Below are 19,053 nucleotides of genomic sequence, written 5' to 3'. Positions count from 1 at the left end.
CGCGCCCAGGTCCGCGCGCGTCTCCCGCCCCAGCCCTGCGACTCACAGGCCGGACGGGAAGAAGGAGATGGTTCAGTTGACAGGCGCACCCGTACTGGCGTTGCGCGGGGTCTCCAAGCGCTTCGGTGCCGTTCAGGCGCTCACCGACGTCCACCTGGAGGTCCACGCCGGAGAGGTCGTCGCACTGGTCGGCGACAACGGCGCCGGCAAGTCCACGCTGGTGAAGACGATCGCCGGCGTTCACCCGATCGACGAGGGGTCGATCGAGTGGGACGGCCGTGAGGTCCGGATCAACCGCCCGCAGGACGCCCAGGCGCTGGGCGTCGCGACGGTCTACCAGGACCTCGCGCTCTGCGACAACCTCGACGTGGTCGGCAACCTCTTCCTCGGTCGCGAGCTGCGCCGCTTCGGCACGCTCGACGAGGTCGCGATGGAGAAGCGCGCCAAGGAGCTGCTCGACACGCTGTCGATCCGCATCCCCAGCGTCCGCATCCCGATCGCCGCGCTCTCCGGTGGCCAGCGTCAGGTCGTGGCGATCGCCCGCGCCCTGGTCGGCGACCCGAAGATCGTCATCCTGGACGAGCCGACCGCCGCACTCGGCGTCGAGCAGACCGCCCAGGTGCTCGACCTGGTCGAGCGGCTGCGCGAGCGCGGCCTCGGCGTGATCCTGATCAGCCACAACATGGCCGACGTCAAGGCCGTCGCGAACACCGTCGCGGTGCTGCGCCTCGGGCGCAACAACGGCGCGTTCGACGTCGCCACCACCACCCACGAAGAGATCATCTCCGCCATCACCGGAGCCACGGAGAACGCCGTGACCCGGCGTCAGGCACGCATCGCGGAGGTAGCGAAGTGAGCACCAACAAGACCGAGGCCACCGCGGCCGTCGCCGAGGCCGAGCCCACCGAGGTTCCGGCGGCCGGCGCGACCGCCGTCGTCGACCCCCGTCTGCTCGTCCGCGAGGAGGGGTTCGCGGGCTACATCGCGGACTTCAAGCGCAAGATCAAGAGCGGCGAGCTCGGCTCGGTGCCGGTCGTCCTCGGCCTGATCCTGATCGCGATCATCTTCCAGAGCCTGACCGGCAACTTCCTCAACGCCGACAACCTCACGAACATCACCCTGTGGATCGCGGGCCCCGGCCTGATCGCGGTCGGCATCGTGTTCGTGCTGCTGCTCGGTGAGATCGACCTGTCGCTCGGCTCGGTGGCCGGTGTCTCGGCGGCCATCGCCGGTGTCCTCTCGGCCCGTCAGGGCATCAACGAGTGGCTCTCGATCGTGATCGCGCTCGCGGCCGGTGTGGCCATCGGCGCGCTGCACGGCTTCTTCTTCGCCAAGATCGGCGTCCCGGCGTTCGTCGTCACCCTGGCGGGCCTGCTCGCCTGGAGCGGCCTGCAGCAGTACGTGCTCGGCGACAAGGGCACCGCCAACGTCGTCAACAACGGCGTCATCGCGGACCTGGACCACTACTTCATCGGCGACGGCTCGGTCGCGGTCACCTGGATCTTCGCGATCCTCGGTGTGGCCCTCTTCCTGATCGGCCAGGTGCTCGACAGCCGCCGCCGCAACGCGGCCGGCCTGCCGGCCCGCCCGATGAGCGAGATCGGCCTGCGCACCGCCGTCATGGCGGTCATCGCGCTCGCCGCGGCCTACATGCTGAACCAGAGCCGCGGCCTGCCGCTGCCGCTGGTGATCTTCCTCGGCATCGTGATCATCACCGACTTCGTGCTCCGCCGCACCTCCTACGGCCGGCAGATCTTCGCGGTCGGCGGTGGCATCGAGGCCGCCCGGCGCGCCGGTATCAACGTCGCCTGGGTCCGGATCTCGGTCTTCATGATCTCGGCCGGCATGGCCGCCCTCGGCGGGCTGTTCATCATGTCCCAGCAGGGTTCGGCCGACAAGGCGCTCGGCAGCGGCAACGTCCTGATGAACTCCATCGCGGCGGCCGTCATCGGCGGCACCAGCCTCTTCGGCGGCCGGGGCAAGACCTGGTCGGCGCTGCTCGGCATCCTGGTGATCCAGTCGATCATCACCGGCCTCGACCTGGTCCACGTCGACCAGGCGATCCAGTACATGATCACCGGCGCGGTGCTGCTCGCCGCCGTCGTCCTGGACTCCGTCTCCCGCCGGACCCAGAAGTCCGCAGGCCGGGGCTGACCCTCCGGAACACGGGGCCGACACCCCGCGCGACGAGGCCGCGGCCCCGCGCGAAACAGTTGTGAGGCCCGGCACCCGAACCGATCGGGTGCCGGGCCTCGTCCTGTGTTGTGAGCAAGCCCGCGCCGCAACGACGGGCGCGCCGCCCGGTGTCCGCCAGGCGGACATTAGACTCGACCAGCCGGGACGGACCGATGCGGTCGGTCCGCGACGGCACCACTGGGCGGCGAAGCCCCTCGGATTCGAACGGGTTCGAGAACTTTGAACGAGGAGGAACGGGTGGCCCTGCTGACCCGCATTCGGGGACCGCGCGATCTCGACCGGCTCACCCCCGGACAGCTGTCCGCCCTGGCCGAGGAGATCCGCACCTTCCTGGTCGAAGAGGTCTCCAAGACGGGCGGCCACCTCGGCCCCAACCTCGGCGTGGTGGAGCTCACCATCGCGCTGCACCGGGTGTTCGACTCGCCGCGCGACCGGATCCTCTTCGACACCGGCCACCAGAGCTACGTCCACAAGCTGCTCACCGGCCGCCAGGACTTCTCCCGGCTGAAGATGAAGGGCGGCCTGTCCGGCTACCCCTCGCGCGCCGAGTCCGAGCACGACGTGATCGAGAACTCGCACGCCTCCACCGTCCTCGGCTACGCCGACGGGCTGGCCAAGGCGAACCGGATCCAGGGCCACAAGGACCGCCCGGTGGTCGCGGTGATCGGTGACGGCGCCCTCACCGGCGGCATGGCCTGGGAGGCGCTCAACAACATCGCGGACGCCAGGGACCTGCCGGTCGTCATCGTCGTCAACGACAACGAGCGCTCCTACTCCCCGACGATCGGCGGAATGGCCAACCACCTCGCCACCCTGCGCACCACCCAGGGCTACGAGCGGTTCCTCTCCTGGGGCAAGGACGCGCTGCAGCGCACCCCCGTGGTCGGCCAGCAGCTCTTCGGGACCCTGCACGGCGCCAAGAAGGGCCTCAAGGACTTCATCGCCCCGCAGGGCATGTTCGAGGACCTCGGCCTCAAGTACATCGGCCCGATCGACGGCCACGACCTCACCGCCCTGGAGTCCGCGCTGACCAAGGCGCGCGGCTTCGGCGGCCCGGTGATCGTGCACTGCCTCACCGAGAAGGGCCGCGGCTACAAGCCCGCCGAGCAGAACGAGGAGGACCGCTTCCACGCGGTCTCCGTCATCCACCCCGACACCGGCCTGCCGGTGAAGAGCTCCGGCAAGGACTGGACCTCCGTCTTCGGCGAGGAGATGGTGGCGCTCGGCCACGAGCGGCCCGACATCGTGGCGATCACCGCCGCGATGCTCCACCCGGTGGGCCTCGCACCGTTCGCCAAGGCCTTCCCGGAGCGGACCTTCGACGTCGGCATCGCCGAGCAGCACGCGGCCGTCTCGGCGGCGGGGCTGGCCAGCAACGGTCTGCACCCGGTCGTCGCGGTCTACGCGACCTTCCTCAACCGGGCCTTCGACCAGGTCCTGATGGACGTCGCGCTGCACCGCCTCGGGGTCACCTTCGTGCTCGACCGGGCCGGCGTCACCGGCACCGACGGCGCCTCGCACAACGGCATGTGGGACATGTCGATCCTGCAGGTCGTCCCGGGCCTGCGACTGGCCGCCCCGCGCGACGCCGACCAGGTCCGGGCCCAGCTGCGCGAGGCCGTCGAGGTCACCGACGCCCCGACCGTGGTGCGCTACTCCAAGGGCAGCGTCGGCCCCGCCGTCCCGGCCCTCGCCCGGATCGGCGGCATGGACGTGCTGCGCGAGAGCGGCGAGAGGGCCGGCGAGCGGCGCGCGGACGTGCTGATCGTGTCGGTCGGCGCGATGGCCCCGCTCTGCCTGGAGACCGCCGAGCTGCTGGCCGCCCAGGGCATCACCAGCACCGTGGTCGACCCGCGCTGGGTCAAGCCGGTGGACGCGGCCCTGCCGGGTCTCGCGGCCGAGCACCGGGTCGTCGTGACGGTCGAGGACAACGGCCGGGCCGGCGGTGTCGGCTCCGCGATCGCCCAGGCCCTGCGCGACGCCGACGTGGACGTGCCGCTGCGCGACTTCGGCATCCCGCAGAAGTTCCTGGACCACGCCTCGCGCGCCGAGATCCTCGCCGAGATCGGTCTGACCGCCCCCGACATCGCCCGCCAGGTGACCGCCCTGGTCTCCCGGGTGGACGGCGCCCGCGTCGGGGCCTGACCGCTCCCGGTGTGATCTGCGCCCGTCCGAACCGCCGGCCGGCGGTTCGGACGGGGGCGCACCACCCGTGGCGCCGACTCCGTAACAGAGCGTCAGGGGTCGTAGCGATAATCGTACGGATGCTGAGACCGCCGACACCCTCACCGGTTCCGCCGGGTAGGTTGTCATTCGTGCCGACCACCATTCGCCGACTCGCCGCGCTCACCGAGCGCCTGCCCGCAGCCGTGCGCGCGGGCTACTGGACGAGACTGGTCCCGGTGCTGGCACTGATCGCCGTCGTCACCCACGTCCCGTCCTTCGTACGGCCCGTCTGGAGCCCCGACGAGGGCTTCCTGGCCACCCAGGCCAGGATGCTGGCCGACGGCGGCGTCCTCTACGACACCGTGGTCGACCGCAAGCCCCCGCTGCTGCCCTGGCTGTACGAGGCCTGCTTCACCGTCTTCGGCTCGCTCTCGCTCTGGCCGCTGCGCACCCTGGCGATCGTCGCCCACCTGGCCACCGCGATCCTGCTGGCCTCGATCGCGCGTGGCCGGTGGGGCAACCGGGCCGGTGCGGCCGCCGGGGCGCTGTACCTGATGATCTCCATCGGGCTCTCCCCGGAGGACACCCAGGCGGCGACCTTCGAGGTCTTCATGCTGCCCGCCATGGTGGCCGCCTTCCGGTACGCCGAACGGCGCCGCTGGCTGGCCGCGGGCATCGCGGTCGCGCTCTGCTCGCTCACCAAGCAGACCGGTGGCGCGGTGATGCTGCCCGTCCTGTGGATGCTCTTCCAGGACACCCGGGTCCGCGGTGTGCGGTGGCTGCCTGCCCTCGGAAAGATCTGGTTCGGCTTCGCGCTGCCGATAGCGCTGGTGGCCGTCATCCTCACCAAGCCCAAGGGCTTCCTGTTCTGGGTGGTCACCGGAAGCGGCGACTACGCCACGTTCGGCGGCAACTGGGTGCAGATGGCGGGCCGGGCCCTCGGTAACTCGGCGATCATGCTGGCGGCCGGCCTCGGTCTGATGCTGCCGCTCGGCCGGCGGCTCTGGCTGCGCCACCGCAACCGGCCGCTGCCCGCGGCCACCGAGGAACGCGGCTCCACCGCCGACCTGTGGGTCTGGCTGGTCTCCTCGGTGGTGGCGGTCAGCGTGGGCTTCCACTTCTTCGGCCACTACTACCTCCAGCTGATGCCGCCGCTCGTCCTGCTGGGCGTCGGCGCGGTCTGCACCTCGGCGATCCGCTGGAAGCCGGTGATGATCTACAGCACGGCCGCCGCGACCGCCTTCTGGGTGCTCGCGATGGCCTGGCCCGGTGAGCGGCTGGACCGCTCCACCGAGGTCGCCTCGGCCGTCGCCGCGCAGACCACCCCCAAGGACACCGTGCTGGTCTGGGGCATGCACCCCGAGCTGTACTGGCTGGCCGACCGCCGGCCGGCGACCCGGTACCTGACCGCGGGCTTCCTGACCAACTACAGCGGCGGCAAGGACGGCAGCCAGAACGTCGGCGAGCAGTACAGCGTCGCCGACGCCTGGCAGAGCTTCGACAAGGACCTCGATCTCGGCGGCCTGCCCGAGGTCGTCGTCGACGACTCCGGCCTCGCCCCCTACCAGCCCGACCTCGTCCCGCGGATCGAGAACCTGCTGGAGACCCACTACGAGATGGTCGGGGTCTTCACCGACACGGTGGTCTACCGCCTCAAGCGCTGAGCCGGTCCGCCGGGCCCGCCGGACTCCGCGCACTGATCCACTCGCCGCCCTCCGGAATGCTGCTTATGGTGATCGCATCATCACGTACAGCTCCCGGATCGGGCCCGCGACGCCGCGTCGCCGGGCCGCGGGGCAGAGCGAGGAGAGACTCCAGTGACTACAGCCCGTGACATCATGCACGGCGGCGCCCAGTGCATCCGCGCCGACCAGACGCTGGCCGAGGCCGCCCGGATGATGCGTGAGATGGGCGTCGGCGCGCTGCCGATCTGCGGCGACGACCAGAAGCTCAGCGGGATCATCACGGACCGGGACATCGTGGTCCGATGTATCGCCGAGGGCAGGGACCCGGCGATGATGACCGCCAAGGACCTCGGCGGCCACCTGCACTGCGTCCGGGCCGACGACGACATGGACACGGTGCTCAAGAAGATGGAGATGCACCAGATCCGCCGGATCCCGGTCATCGACAACGACATGCTGGTCGGCATGATCAGCGAGGCCGACATCGCGATGGGCCACCGCGAGGGCAGCCGGCTCACCGACCGGCAGATCATCGAGTTCATGGACAGCGTCTACATGAGCCGCTGAGCCCGCCGGGGCGCACGACGGCGGAGCGCCGGTGACCACCCGCGAGGGGGTCACCGGCGCTCCGCCGCACGCGCTCGCGCTCAGGCCGGGACGGAGGCCAGGCCCTGGGCGAGGAAGCGCTTGCCGTTCACCCGCTCGGAGATGCCCTCACGGTCCAGGTACGGGGTGATCCCGCCCAGGTGGAAGGGCCAGCCGGCGCCGGTGATCATGCACAGGTCGATGTCCTGCGCCTCGCCGACGACGCCCTCGTCGAGCATCAGGCCGATCTCCTGCGCCACCGCCTCCAGGGAGCGGGCGAGGACCTGCTCCTCGGTCAGCACGGTGTCGCCGAGGGTCAGCAGCGCCAGCACCTCGGGGTCGAGGACCTGCTTGCCGTCCTCCCAGAGGTAGAAGCCGCGCTTGCCGGCCCCGACCACCCTGCCGAGGTTCTCCGAGACGCCGAAGCGCTCCGGGAAGGCCCCGTGCAGGGTCTGCGAGACGTGCTGGGCGATGGCCGGGCCGACCAGCTCCAGCAGCACGATCGGGGACATCGGCAGGCCGAGCGGCTCGACGCCCTTCTCCACGGTCGCGATCGGGGTGCCCTCGTCGATGATGGCCTGGATCTCGCCCATGAAGCGGGTCAGGACGCGGTTCACGACGAACGCCGGGGCGTCCTTGACCAGGACGGCGGTCTTCTTCAGCTTGCGCGAGACGCCGAAGGCGGTCGCCAGCGACGCGTCGTCGGTCCGCTCGCCCCGGACGATCTCCAGCAGCGGGAGGATCGCGACCGGGTTGAAGAAGTGGAAGCCGACGACCCGCTCGGGGTGCTTCAGCTTCGAGGCCATCTCGGTGACCGAGAGCGAGGAGGTGTTGGTGGCCAGCACGCAGGTCGGCGAGACCACGGCCTCCAGGTCGGCGAAGACGGTCTGCTTGACGCCCATCTCCTCGAACACCGCCTCGATGACGAAGTCCGCGTCCCCGAAAGCGGCGGCCTTGTCGAGCGAGCCGGTGACCAGGCCCTTGAGCCGGTTGGCGTTGTCGGGGTTGACCCGGCCCTTGGCCAGCAGCTTGTCGATCTCGGCGTGCACGTAGCCGACGCCCTTGTCCACGCGCGCCTGGTCGATGTCGGTGAGGACCACCGGCACCTGGAGGCGGCGGGCGAAGAGCAGCGCCAGCTGGGAGGCCATCAGGCCTGCACCGACGACGCCGACCTTGGTGACCGGGCGGGCCAGCGACTTGTCCGGCGCGCCGAACGGGCGCTTGGCCCGGCGCTGCACCAGGTTGAAGGCGTACAGGCCGGCCCGCAGCTCGCCGCTCATGATGAGGTCGGCCAGGGCGGTGTCCTCGGCGTCGAAGCCCGCCTGCAGGTCCTGGTCCTTGACCTGCTGGATGATGTCCAGCGCCTTGTAGGCGGCCGGGGCGGCGCCGTGCACCTTGGAGTCGGCGATCAGGCGGCCCCAGGCGACGGCGTCGTCCCAGGCCTTGCCCCGGTCGATCTCCTCGCGCTCGACGGCGGTCGCGCCGGTGAGCACCTTGGAGGCCCACAGCAGCGACTGCTCCAGGAAGTCGGCCGGCTCGAAGATCGCGTCCGCGATGCCGAGCTCGAAGACGTCCTTGCCGCGCAGCTGCTTGTTCTGGCTCATCGAGTTCTCGATGATTACCTTGATCGCCTTGGAGGGGCCGATCAGGTTCGGCAGGATGGTGCAGCCGCCCCAGCCGGGGACCAGGCCGAGGAAGACCTCGGGCAGCGAGAACGCCGGCACGCCGGTGCTGACCGTGCGGTAGGTGCAGTGCAGGCCGACCTCGACGCCGCCGCCCATCGCCGCGCCGTTGTAGAAGGCGAAGCTGGGGACGGGCAGCGCGGCGATCCGCTTGAAGACGTCGTGGCCGCCCTTGCCGATCGCCAGCGCGTCGCTGTGCTCCTTGAGCACCTCGACGCCCTTCAGGTCGGCGCCGACCGCGAAGATGAACGGCTTGCCGGTGACGGCGACGGCGACGATCTTCCCGTCCTTCGCCTCCGCCTCGACCTGGTCCAGCGCCACGGACAGCTCGGCCAGCGAGCCCGGGCCGAAGGTGGTCGGCTTGGTGTGGTCGAAGCCGTTGTCCAGGGTGATCAGCGCCAGCCTGCCGGCCTGCAGGGGCAGGTCCAGGTGCCGTACGTGCGCGGACGTCACGACCTCGCCGGGGAACAGTTCGGCGGCGCGCTTCAGCAGCTCAGTGGTGCTCACGATTACTTACCACCCTCGAAGTGGGGGTTCTCCCAGATGATGGTGCCGCCCATGCCGAAGCCGATGCACATGGTGGTCAGGCCGTACCGCACGTCCGGGCGCTGCTCGAAGCTGCGGGCCAGCTGGTTCATCAGGCGCACGCCCGAGGAGGCCAGCGGGTGGCCGAACGCGATGGCGCCGCCGAACGGGTTGACCCGCTCGTCGTCGTCCGCGATGCCGTAGTGGTCCAGGAAGGCCAGCACCTGTACGGCGAAGGCCTCGTTGACCTCGAAGGCCTGGATGTCGTCGATCGTCAGGCCGGCCTTGGCCAGCGCCTTCTCGGTCGCCGGCACCGGGCCGATGCCCATCACCTCGGGCTCGACGCCCGCGAAGGCGAAGGAGACCATGCGCATCCTGACCGGCAGGCCGAGCTCCTCGGCCACGTCCTCGGCGGCGAGCAGCGAGGCGGTGGCGCCGTCGTTCAGGCCGGCCGAGTTGCCCGCGGTGATGTTGCCGTGCGGGCGGAACGGGGTCTTGAGGCCCGCGAGGTTCGCCATCGTGGTGCCCGGGCGCATCGGCTCGTCCGTGGTCGCCAGGCCCCAGCCGGTTTCGCCGGCGTCGGGGTTGGTGTTGCGGACCGAGACCGGCACCAGGTCCGGCTGGATGTCGCCGTTGGCGTAGGCCTTGGCGGCCTTCTCCTGCGAGCGCACCGCGTAGGCGTCGCAGCGCTCCTTGGTGATGTGCGGGAACCGGTCGTGCAGGTTCTCCGCCGTCATGCCCATGAACAGGGCCGACTCGTCCACGAGCTTCTCGGAGACGAAGCGCGGGTTGGGGTCGACGCCCTCGCCCATCGGGTGGCGGCCCATGTGCTCGACGCCGCCGGCCACGACCACGTCGTAGGCGCCGAAGGCGATGCCGCCCGCGGTGGCGGTGACGGCGGTCAGCGCGCCGGCGCACATGCGGTCGATCGAGTAGCCCGGAACGGACTTCGGCAGACCGGAGAGCAGCGCGGCGGTGCGGCCGATCGTCAGGCCCTGGTCGCCGATCTGCGTGGTGGCCGCGATCGCGACCTCGTCGATGCGCTCGACGGGCAGGTTCGGGTTACGACGCACGAGCTCCCGGATGCACTTGACGACCAGGTCGTCGGCGCGGGTCTCGTGGTAGATGCCCTTCGGGCCTGCCTTGCCGAACGGGGTGCGGACGCCATCGACAAAGACGACGTCCCTCGCGGTACGAGGCACGGGGGCTCTCCTCCCAGGGACCAACGGATGAAGTGGGCAGGCCGACGCCCGCAAAGGCACGAGCGGCGCTGCTTCTCCGCCATGCTACCCGCCGGTAACCAACCTGCCCAGGCCCGGCGGCCCGATCACCCGGTGTGTCCCCCGCCACGTCGCCGCCGCCACGGCCGCAACGACGGAGGGGACGCCCTCCGGCGTCCCCTCCGTCACGTCTTGCCGCGGCCCGAACGCACTACGCCGACGGTGCACCCGGGTCGGTGGCGGGCTCCGGCGCGGGCTCCGTCGCCGCCTTCACGAAGGCGGCGGCCACCACCGGCGCCACCAGGTCGACCTGCCACTGCCGCGCGCCCAGCCCGCGCAGGACGGCCGCCACGTTCTGGGCCGTCGGGGCCGCCGGCGGCTCCCAGGACACCCGGCGCACCAGGTCCGGGGTGATCAGGTTCTCCGGCGGCATGCTGTGTTTCTCGGCGAGCTCGCTCACCGCGGCCCGCGCCCCGGACAGCCTCGCCGCCGCGACCGGGTCCTTCTCCGCCCAGGCGCGCGGCGGCGGCGGGCCCTCGTGCGGCGCGGACGGCGGCGGCAGCTGCGCCTCCGGGATCGCCCGGGCCCGCTCGACGGCGGCCAGCCACAACTCCAGCTGGCGCCGGTGCACCCGAGGGCCGAAGCCCTGCACGGCCTGCAGCGCGGCGATGTTCAGCGGTACGGCGAGCGCCGCGTTGACGATCGCGGCGTCCGACAGCACCCGGCCCGGGGAGACGTCGCGCTCCTGCGCCATCTTGTCCCGGGCCAGCCACAGCTCCCGCACCACGGCCAGCTGGCGCCGTCTGCGGACCTTGTGCAGCTGCGAGGTGCGGCGCCACGGGTCGACCCGGGGCGCGGGCCGGGGGGCGTTCGCGATCGCGGCGAACTCCTCCAGCGCCCAGCCGAGCTTGCCCTGGGCGTCCAACTCCTGTTCGAGGGCGTCGCGCAGCTCGACCAGCACCTCGACGTCCAGTGCGGCGTACCGCAGCCACGGCTCGGGCAGCGGGCGGGTCGACCAGTCGACCGCCGAGTGCTCCTTGGCCAGGGTCAGGCCGAGCACGCTCTCCGTCATCGGCCCGAGGCCGACCCGGGGGAAGCCCGCGATCCGGCCGGCCAGCTCGGTGTCGAACAGGCGGCGCGGCTTCATGCCGACCTCGGCCAGGCACGGCAGGTCCTGGGTCGCCGCGTGGACGACCCACTCGGTGTCCGCCAGGGCCTCGCCCAGCCCGCTCAGATCCGGACACGCGATCGGGTCGATCAGTGCGGTGCCGGAGCCGGCTCGCCGCAGCTGGATCAGGTACGCGCGCTGCCCGTACCGGTAGCCGGAGGCCCGTTCGGCGTCGACGGCGACCGGTCCGGTACCCGCCGCGAACGCGGCGACGGTCGCGGCGAGAGCCTGGGGGTCCGCCACGACCGGGGGGATTCCCTCCCGCGGTTCGAGGAGCGGGACCGGGGCTGTCTCTTCTGGGATGGCTGCTACGGCGTCGGTCACTCACCAAGGGTACGACGGCACCTGGCGGCGGGAGTGTTGTCGGACTGGTCAGACCACGTTCACGGATATGCCACCGGTAAGGGGTTGATCACAGTCCGCCACCGAGCCCCGGTGGGAGGCCCACGAAGGAACGGAAACCCTCCCGATCCGAGCCCACCCCTCGTGTCCCGACCGCACCCGGCCCGCCCATGACGCCCCGGCCCCACCCGACCGCGTCCGAGCCGAAGGGGCCCGCCGATGCCGAGAGGGAGAAGCGACAGGCGACGAAGGAGCGCCGGCCCTGACCCCGGCCCCGGCCCCGGCGCCCTGACCCCGGCCCCGGCGCCCTGACCCCGGCCCCGGCACCCGGCGCCCGGCCCCGGCGCCCTGACCCCGGCCCCATCCGACCGCGTCCGAGCCAAAGGGGCCCGCCGATGCCGAGAGGGAGAAGCGACAAGCGACGAAGGAGCGCCGGAGCGCCGAGCGTCGGCATCGGGTCCAAGGGCCCCGGCGGCGAGGCCGCCCCAAAAAGGAAAGCGACAGCAGCCCGGAGGAAACGTTCCTCCGGGCTGCTGCCGTGCTGGTTGCGGTGGGTCAGTGGATGATGCCGGTGCGCAGGGCGACCGCCACCATGCCGGCCCGGTCACCGGTGCCCAGCTTGCGGGCGATACGGGCGAGGTGGCTCTTCACGGTGAGGGCGGAGAGCCCCATCGCGACGCCGATCGCCTTGTTGGACTGGCCTTCCGCCACCAGACGCAGCACCTCGACCTCGCGGCCGGAGAGCTCCCGGTAGGCGGACTGCGGGGCCCCGGGCGCACCGGGGGTTCCCGGGGCGCCGGGTGCTCCGGCGGCTCCGGGGACCCCCGGCATGCCGGGGCGCCGCATCCGGCCGGCGAGGCCGCCGGCGCCGATCGGCATGCCGGGACGGCCCGGCATGGCGATGTTGGTACGGGTACCGGTGACCACGTAGCCCTTGACGCCGCCGGCCAGCGCGCTGCGGACCGCGCCGATGTCGTCGGCGGCGGAGAGCGCGAGGCCGTTGGGCCAGCCCGCGGCGCGGGTCTCGGCCAGGATGGTCAGGCCGGAGCCGTCCGGGAGGTGGACGTCGGCGACACAGATGTCACGAGGGGTGGAGACCCGCGGGCGGGCTTCGGCGATCGAGGAGACCTCGATGACGTCCCGGACGCCGAGCGCCCACAGGTGACGGGTGACGGTGTTTCGGACACGGGGATCAGCGATGACCACCATGGCGGTGGGCTTCGTCGGACGGTAGGCGACCACGTTTGCGGGGTGCTCAAGAAGGACCGACACCAGGCCTCCTGCGGGGAGTGGCGGACGGAACCCCGATGGGGCGGTCGGAGTGTTCCGCGTTTGGAAAGGGTCACAGTCTGCTTCGGCATCAACCGTGTCCGGCTTTAGCGAATGATCACGATTTAGTGAGTAACAATACGGACAAATCGTGCATATGAGTGACGCGACATGCCCTGAAATCGCACAAAATCGATCAGATTCCGGCGTCGAGTGATCGTCTCCGGTCGATGAATTGACGGAGAACGGGGTGGAAGTCACACTCCGTCAGCCCTGGGAGTGGCTTTACGGCCGCTTGGCCGGTTTTCGCTCCGCCGTCACCCGTCAGTGCGAGCGCGGGCGGCGCCGGGCCGGCATGGGAACCACTCCACCGAGTGACGGCGCGTCGGGGGCGGTCTGCTGCGGGGCCGGTACGGGAGGCAGCCCGGCGCCGGCGCAGAGCAGGTCGGCCCAGGCGGCCAGGTGCCGTTCGAAGCGGCCGTCGGCGGGCGTCCAGGAGGCCCTGATCTCGATCTCCGTCGAGGACGGGCGGTCGGCGAGCGCGCCGAAGTACTGGGAGGCGCACCTGGTGACCGTGCCGCCGGCCTCCGCGTGGCCGGCGCCGTGCGCCTGCAACGCGTCCAGCAGCCAGGCCCAGCCGACCTCCGAGAGCATCGGGTCGCCCGCCATCTCCGGCTCCAGCTCGGCCCGGGTCATCGTGACGATCCGGAAGTCGCCGTTCCAGGCCTCCTGCCCGGCCGGGTCGTGCAGCAGCACCAGCCGTCCGTCCGCCAGCTCCTCGCCGTCGACCTCGACCGCGGCGGTCAGCGCGAACGTGTAGGGGGCCAGTCGACGGGGCGCCGGGGCGGGGGAGAGCTCCACCTCGGGGCGCAGCTTCGCCCCGGTCAGCGCCTCGACCGCATCGCGGAACTCGATCGGCGCCGACTCCTTGCCCGTTCCTCCACCTTGTGCGGGGTGCCCGCCGACCGCTGCCATGCCCCGAAGACTAGGTCGGACGGCGCCGCAATTCGCGCAACTTCCGTTTGTGCGGCGTGCCGAGGCCCGCTCCGGGCCCAATGTTGGAGCTTCGTACCAACCGGGGGCGCGAAGCCGGGCCCGGGGCGCGTGCGAAGATTTGGACCGTGAGCGAGACAACGGCAGACAGCACCGGTCAGCAGCCCCCCGCGCGCCGCGGCGCCGCGTACGACTCCGCGTTCCTGCGCGCCTGCCGGCACGAGCCGGTGCCGCACACGCCCGTGTGGTTCATGCGCCAGGCCGGGCGCTCCCTGCCGGAGTACCTCAAGGTCCGCGAGGGCATCCCCATGCTGGAGTCCTGCATGCGGCCCGAGCTGGTCAAGGAGATCACCCTCCAGCCGGTGCGCCGCCACAAGGTGGACGCGGCGATCTTCTTCAGCGACATCGTGGTGCCGCTGAAGGCGATCGGTATCGACGTCGACATCAAGCCCGGTGTCGGCCCGGTCATCGCCGACCCGATCCGCACCCGCGAGGACCTCCAGCGGCTGCGCCCGCTGGAGCCCGACGACGTCCCGTACATCACCGAGGCCGTCGGCCTGCTGGTGGACGAGCTCGGATCCACGCCGCTGATCGGCTTCGCCGGCGCGCCGTACACGCTGGCCAGCTACCTGGTCGAGGGCGGTCCGTCGAAGAACCACGAGAACACCAAGGCCATGATGTACGGGCAGCCGGAGCTGTGGGCGGAGCTGGTCGACCGGCTCGCCGACATCACCGCCGCCTTCCTCAAGGTGCAGATCGAGGCCGGCGCCTCGGCCGTGCAGCTCTTCGACTCCTGGGTCGGCGCGCTCGCCCCGGACGACTACCGCCGCTCCGTGATGCCCTCCAGCACCAAGGTGTTCGACGCGGTGGCCGGTTACGGCGTGCCGCGGATCCACTTCGGGGTCGGCACCGGCGAGCTGCTCGGCCTGATGGGCCAGGCCGGCGCGGACGTGGTCGGCGTCGACTGGCGGGTGCCGCTGAACGTCGCCGCCGAGCGGGTCGGCCACGGCAAGGCCCTGCAGGGCAACCTCGACCCGGCCGTGCTCTTCGCGCCCACCCGCGCGATCGAGACCAAGGCCCGCGAGGTGCTGCACGCCGCCCAGGCGCTCGGCAGCAGCGGCCACATCTTCAACCTCGGCCACGGCGTGCTGCCCAGCATGGACCCGGACGCGCTGAGCCGGCTGGTCGCGTTCGTGCACGAGGCCAGCGCCCGCTGAGGCCCTGATCCCAGGACCCGACCGGGGTGGCGGCCGCACGGCCGCCACCCCGCTGTCACCTCACGCCCCGTCCGGCCCGCCCGTCGGCGCCGTCCACCGGTCCTGCGGCGCCGTGGGATGCGGCACCGGTTGCCGCTGCGGCCGGGCCGCCCGGCGGGCCGCCCGTCGGCGGTTCAGGAGCAGGACGAGCGCGCCCGTCGGCACCAGCACCAGCAGGAACGGCGCCAGCGCCGCCAGGGCGATCAGCAGGCCCCGCAGGATCGCCAGCAGCACGTGCCAGCCGCCGCCGAGCGCCGAGCCGATCGAATCCCAGAACCCGTCCGCCCTCTTCGCCGCCCGGACCGGCGGCGCCGCCTCCCGGCGCAGGTCGAGGGTGATGGTGGAGAGCGAGGTCTCCGACGTCAGCTCCTGCTGCCGGTGCTGCAGCGACTCCAGGTCCGCCTGCCGGCGGCTCAGCTCGCTCTCCAGCGAGACGATGTCGGAGAGCGACTTGGCGTCCGCCATCAGGGCCCGCACCCGGTCCACGCTCGCCTGCTGGCTCTGCACCCGGCTGGCCACGTCCACGACCTGCTGGGTGAGATCGTCCGCCTGACTGCTGCGCGACAGCACCGTGCCCAGCCCGGCGAGCTGGTCCAGCGTCTTCTGGTAGGCCGCCGACGGCACCTTCAGGACGATCCGGCCGGTCAGCGTGCCGCCCGTGCTGTCACCCTCCGAGCCGGCCGAACCGCCCGAGCCGGCCGAACCGCCCGAGCCGGCCGAACCGCCCGAGCCGCCGGAGCCGCTCAGCGCCTCGTTGCCCACGTAGCCGCCGGCGGTGGTGGCCATCGCCCGGGCCCGGGCGGCCACCTGGTCGACGTCCCCGGCCAGCAGGCTCAGCTCCGCGGTGTACGCGATCAGCCGGGGGTCGGCGGTCGACACCGCCGACGGCGCCGCGCCCGGGGCCGCGCCGGTGGCCGGTGCGGCCCCGCCCGCGCCGGCCACCGCCCTGCCGTCCGCCTTCGGCGCCTGGGCCTGCGCCGGCGCCGCGTCGGAGCGGGCGCCGCCGCCCGACCCCGCACTGCACCCGCCCACCAGAAGCGCGGCCGCCAGCACCCCGGCCGCGGCCACCACCCCCGGTCCGTGCCGTCGAATCCCCATCGCCGTCCCCTCCCCGTAGCCGCCTGCGAGCACCCGACGGGTGCTCCGAACCATTCGACGGGGTGGCCGGGCGGTGGGATCCCTCCGGGAGATCGCAACTCGGTCACGGCTCGGCGGCGGCCCGGACCCGGGCCGCCCCGCCGGTGTCAGGGTGTGCCGGCGGACTTCAGGGCCAGCCGGGCGTACGCGCGTACGTCCGCGTCGGAGTCGGCCAGGCGGGCCCGCAGTCCCTCGGCCACGTCGCGGTCCGCCGCCCGCGCCGCCAGCGCCCGGACGGCGGCCTTGCGGACGTCCCCGTGGGCGTCGTCCAGCGCGGTCAGCAGCGGGGCGACGCCGGGCCGGCCGGTGGTGCCCAGCGCCGTGGCGGCCGCACGGCGGACCTGCCAGGCCCCGTCCGGCGACGCGGCGAGCGCGTCCAGCGGCGCGGGGCAGCCGATCCCCGCGGCCCCCTGGAACGCGGCGGCCCGCACCAGCGGGTCCGCGTCGGCGGCCAGCCGCACCAGGACCGGCGCGGCCGTGTCGTCCCCGATGGTGCCCAGGCCCTCGCCGACCAGCACCCGCACCTCGCGGGACGGATCCCCGGCGGCGTCGGCCAGCGCGCCGGCGGCGTCCAGCGAGACCAGGCCGCGTACGGCCTGCAGCCGGACGGCCACCTCGGGGTCGGCCAGCGCGGCGGCGAACAGTCCGGTGGAGCCGGTGTGAAGCGCGCGGGCCACGTCGAGCGCGCCGGCCCGGACGACCGGGTCGGGGGAGTCGGCGGCCAGGCGCAGCGGGGCGGCGAGCGCGGGGGCGTCCAGCACCTCCACCAGTTCGCGCAGCCCGGCGACGGCCGCCGCGCGGACGGAGGCGTCGGAGTCGGCCAGCGCGCGGGCGAGTTCGGGCCCGGTGCCGTCGGGCGCGGCCTCGGTCAGGACGCTCACGGTGGTACGGCGCACGTCCGCCGCCGGGTCGTCGAGGTAGGGGAGCAGCTGCGCCAGGCCGGGCTGTTCCTCGGCGAGCCGGAGCAGGCCGAGCAGGCGGGGCGAGGCGGGGGCGCCGGCGCCGGGGCCCTGGCCGGTGGCGGCGGGGGCCGCGGTGGCGCCGGTCCGGCCGACCGGCATCGCGTGCACCTCGCCGAGGACGGTGACCTCCCCGCCGGCCGGGGGCTCCAGGCCCTCCACCGGGACGAGGTAGGGCGCCACCGGCCGGGTGAGGAACTCCATCGCCCCGGCCGGGTTCTTGCGGACGTTGAGATGGCTGAACCAGCGCTCGTCGTCCTTGCCGGGGTGGTCGATCCGCTCGTGGTAGAGACCCCAGCGGCTCTCGGTGCGGGCCAGCGAGGAGCGGGCTGCCAGCTCCGCGCAGTCGCGGATGAAGTCGACCTCGACGCAGCGCATCAGCTCGTGCGCGGTGCGGGCGCCCATACCGGCGATCTCGCCGCGCATCCGCTCGAAGTGCTCCAGCGCGACCGAGAGCCGCGAGCCGGTCTTCGGCGGGGCGACGTAGTCGTTGACGAACCGGCGCAGTTTGTACTCGACCTGCGGCTGCGGCGGGCCGTCGGGATTGCGCAGCGGGCGGTAGACCAGCTCGTGCGCCTCCTCGACCTGGTCCTCGGGCAGTTCCGCCCGTTCGGCGGGCAGGTGGGTGACGGCGTGGCTGCCGGCCAGGTCGCCGAAGACGAACGCGCCGATCATGTAGTTGTGCGGGACGCAGGCCAGATCCCCTGCCGCGTACAGGCCGGGCACGGTGGTGGCGGCGTTCTCGTCCACCCAGACACCGGAGGCGGAGTGGCCGCCGCAGAGGCCGATCTCGGAGATGTGCATCTCCACGTCGTGGGTGCGGTAGTCGTGACCGCGCCCGGCGTGGAAGGTGCCCCGGCTGGGGCGCTCGGTGGTGTGCAGGATCGCCTCCAGCGCCTGCACCGACTCCTCCGGCAGGTGGGTGGTGCGCAGGTACACCGGCCCCCGGTCGGACTCCAGCTCGGCGGCGAACTCGGCCATCATCTGCCCCGACCAGTAGTCCGAGTCGACGAACCGGTCGCCGTGCCGGTTGACCTGGTAGCTGCCGAAGGGGTTGGCCACGTACGCGCAGGCCGGGCCGTTGTAGTCCTTCATCAGCGGGTTGATCTGGAAGCACTCGATACCGCTGAGTTCGGCGCCCGCGTGATAGGCCATCGCGTAGCCGTCACCCGCGTTGGTCGGGTTCTCGTACGTGCCGTAGAGGTAGCCGCTGGCGGGCAGGCCGAGCCGTCCGCAGGGGCCGGTGGCGAGGATCACCGCGCCGGCCGAGACGGTGACGAACTCCCCGCTGCGGGTGTCGAACCCGGCCGCGCCGACGGCCCGCCCGCCCGAGGTCAGCACCCGTACCGGCATCACCCGGTTCTCGATGGTGATCCGCTCGCGCATCTCGCGCCGGCGCAGCACCCGGTACAGCACCTTCTTGACGTCCTTGCCCTCCGGCATCGGCAGCACGTAGCTGCCGGAGCGGTGCACCTGGCGGACCTGGTACTCGCCGTACTCGTCCTTCTCGAACTTCACGCCGTACCGCTCCAGCCGCTGCACCATCGCGAAGCCGCGGGTGGCGGTCTGCCGCACGGTGCGCTGGTCGACGATGCCGTCGTTGGCGCGGGTGATCTCGGCGACGTAGTCGTCCGGCTCGGCGCGGCCGGGGACGACGGCGTTGTTGACGCCGTCCATGCCCATCGCGAGCGCCCCGGAGTGGCGCACGTGCGCCTTCTCCAGCAACAGGACGTCCGCGCCCTGCTCGGCGGCGCTGAGCGCGGCCATCGAGCCGGCCGTGCCGCCGCCGATCACCAGGACGTCGCAGGTCAGGTGGCGGGCCTCGGCGAGTTCGGGGATCCGCAGGGTCTCGGTGGTCGGCATGGCGTAC

13 protein-coding genes are annotated in these 19,053 nt (G+C 72.4%); 6 read left to right on the top strand and 7 right to left on the bottom strand.

Annotated features, from left to right (window positions below; translation table 11 throughout):
* The first annotated feature begins 76 nt into the window (after positions 1-76).
* The 5 genes from OG823_RS10235 (at position 77) to OG823_RS10215 (ending at position 6,614) form a co-directional block, all read left to right on the top strand.
* Positions 77-856 carry an ATP-binding cassette domain-containing protein gene (locus OG823_RS10235; RefSeq protein WP_371484399.1) on the top strand — a complete coding sequence of 260 codons (780 nt, stop codon included), beginning with the start codon at positions 77-79 and terminating at the stop codon, positions 854-856.
* A complete protein-coding gene (locus OG823_RS10230; protein WP_371479153.1) occupies positions 853-2,154 on the top strand; it encodes a sugar ABC transporter permease in 1,302 nt (433 codons plus the stop codon). Before OG823_RS10235 ends, OG823_RS10230 begins: the two co-directional genes overlap by 4 nt.
* A gap of 279 nt (positions 2,155-2,433) precedes the next feature.
* On the top strand, positions 2,434-4,341 hold the full coding sequence (dxs, locus tag OG823_RS10225) for a 1-deoxy-D-xylulose-5-phosphate synthase (protein WP_371479152.1): 1,908 nt from the start codon (positions 2,434-2,436) through the stop codon (positions 4,339-4,341).
* A 170-nt stretch (positions 4,342-4,511) separates the two neighbouring features.
* The gene (locus tag OG823_RS10220) at positions 4,512-6,026 is read left to right on the top strand and encodes an ArnT family glycosyltransferase (protein ID WP_371479151.1); all 1,515 of its coding nucleotides are present in this window, start codon (positions 4,512-4,514) and stop codon (positions 6,024-6,026) included.
* 153 nt (positions 6,027-6,179) lie between these two features.
* Positions 6,180-6,614: a CBS domain-containing protein gene (locus OG823_RS10215; RefSeq protein ID WP_371479150.1), complete on the top strand. Its 435-nt coding sequence runs from the start codon at positions 6,180-6,182 to the stop codon at positions 6,612-6,614.
* 80 nt (positions 6,615-6,694) lie between these two features.
* On the opposite strand, the gene OG823_RS10210 is transcribed toward OG823_RS10215, so the two are convergent.
* The 5 genes from OG823_RS10210 to OG823_RS10190 all read right to left on the bottom strand — a co-directional run bounded on the left by OG823_RS10210 (position 6,695) and on the right by OG823_RS10190 (position 13,813).
* Positions 6,695-8,824, bottom strand: coding sequence for a 3-hydroxyacyl-CoA dehydrogenase NAD-binding domain-containing protein (locus tag OG823_RS10210; protein WP_371484396.1), 2,130 nt, complete (start codon positions 8,822-8,824; stop codon positions 6,695-6,697).
* Positions 8,824-10,041, bottom strand: coding sequence for an acetyl-CoA C-acyltransferase (locus OG823_RS10205; protein WP_371479149.1), 1,218 nt, complete (start codon positions 10,039-10,041; stop codon positions 8,824-8,826). Before OG823_RS10205 ends, OG823_RS10210 begins: the two co-directional genes overlap by 1 nt.
* 229 nt (positions 10,042-10,270) lie before the next feature.
* A complete protein-coding gene (locus OG823_RS10200) occupies positions 10,271-11,551 on the bottom strand; it encodes a ribonuclease D (protein WP_371479148.1) in 1,281 nt (426 codons plus the stop codon).
* A 573-nt stretch (positions 11,552-12,124) separates the two neighbouring features.
* Positions 12,125-12,841, bottom strand: coding sequence for a LuxR C-terminal-related transcriptional regulator (locus tag OG823_RS10195; RefSeq protein WP_371479147.1), 717 nt, complete (start codon positions 12,839-12,841; stop codon positions 12,125-12,127).
* A gap of 321 nt (positions 12,842-13,162) precedes the next feature.
* Complete coding sequence (locus tag OG823_RS10190; protein ID WP_371479146.1) at positions 13,163-13,813, bottom strand: DUF3000 domain-containing protein; 651 nt, start codon at positions 13,811-13,813, stop codon at positions 13,163-13,165.
* A 146-nt stretch (positions 13,814-13,959) separates the two neighbouring features.
* Here OG823_RS10190 and hemE point away from each other — a divergent pair, with 146 nt between their 5' ends.
* Positions 13,960-15,048, top strand: coding sequence for a uroporphyrinogen decarboxylase (gene hemE / locus OG823_RS10185; RefSeq protein ID WP_371479145.1), 1,089 nt, complete (start codon positions 13,960-13,962; stop codon positions 15,046-15,048).
* Positions 15,049-15,108: 60 nt separating this feature from the next.
* Here hemE and OG823_RS10180 read toward each other — a convergent pair whose 3' ends face one another.
* A complete protein-coding gene (locus OG823_RS10180) occupies positions 15,109-16,185 on the bottom strand; it encodes a DUF4349 domain-containing protein (RefSeq protein WP_371479144.1) in 1,077 nt (358 codons plus the stop codon).
* Between the two features lie 146 nt (positions 16,186-16,331).
* The gene (locus OG823_RS10175) at positions 16,332-19,046 is read right to left on the bottom strand and encodes a fumarate reductase/succinate dehydrogenase flavoprotein subunit (protein ID WP_371479143.1); all 2,715 of its coding nucleotides are present in this window, start codon (positions 19,044-19,046) and stop codon (positions 16,332-16,334) included.
* Positions 19,047-19,053 lie beyond the last annotated feature (7 nt).

The sequence above is a fragment of the Kitasatospora sp. NBC_00315 genome (genome assembly GCF_041435095.1).
Lineage (GTDB): Bacteria > Actinomycetota > Actinomycetes > Streptomycetales > Streptomycetaceae > Kitasatospora.
Note: the sequence above shows the minus strand (reverse complement) of the source record. Positions and strands in the feature narration are given on the sequence as shown.

Coding starts and splice junctions, on each gene's coding strand:
- OG823_RS10190 (WP_371479146.1), bottom strand. CDS start 13,813: ATGGCAGCGGTCGGCGGGCACCCCGCACAAGGTGGAGGAACGGGCAAG.
- OG823_RS10180 (WP_371479144.1), bottom strand. CDS start 16,185: ATGGGGATTCGACGGCACGGACCGGGGGTGGTGGCCGCGGCCGGGGTG.
- OG823_RS10175 (WP_371479143.1), bottom strand. CDS start 19,046: ATGCCGACCACCGAGACCCTGCGGATCCCCGAACTCGCCGAGGCCCGC.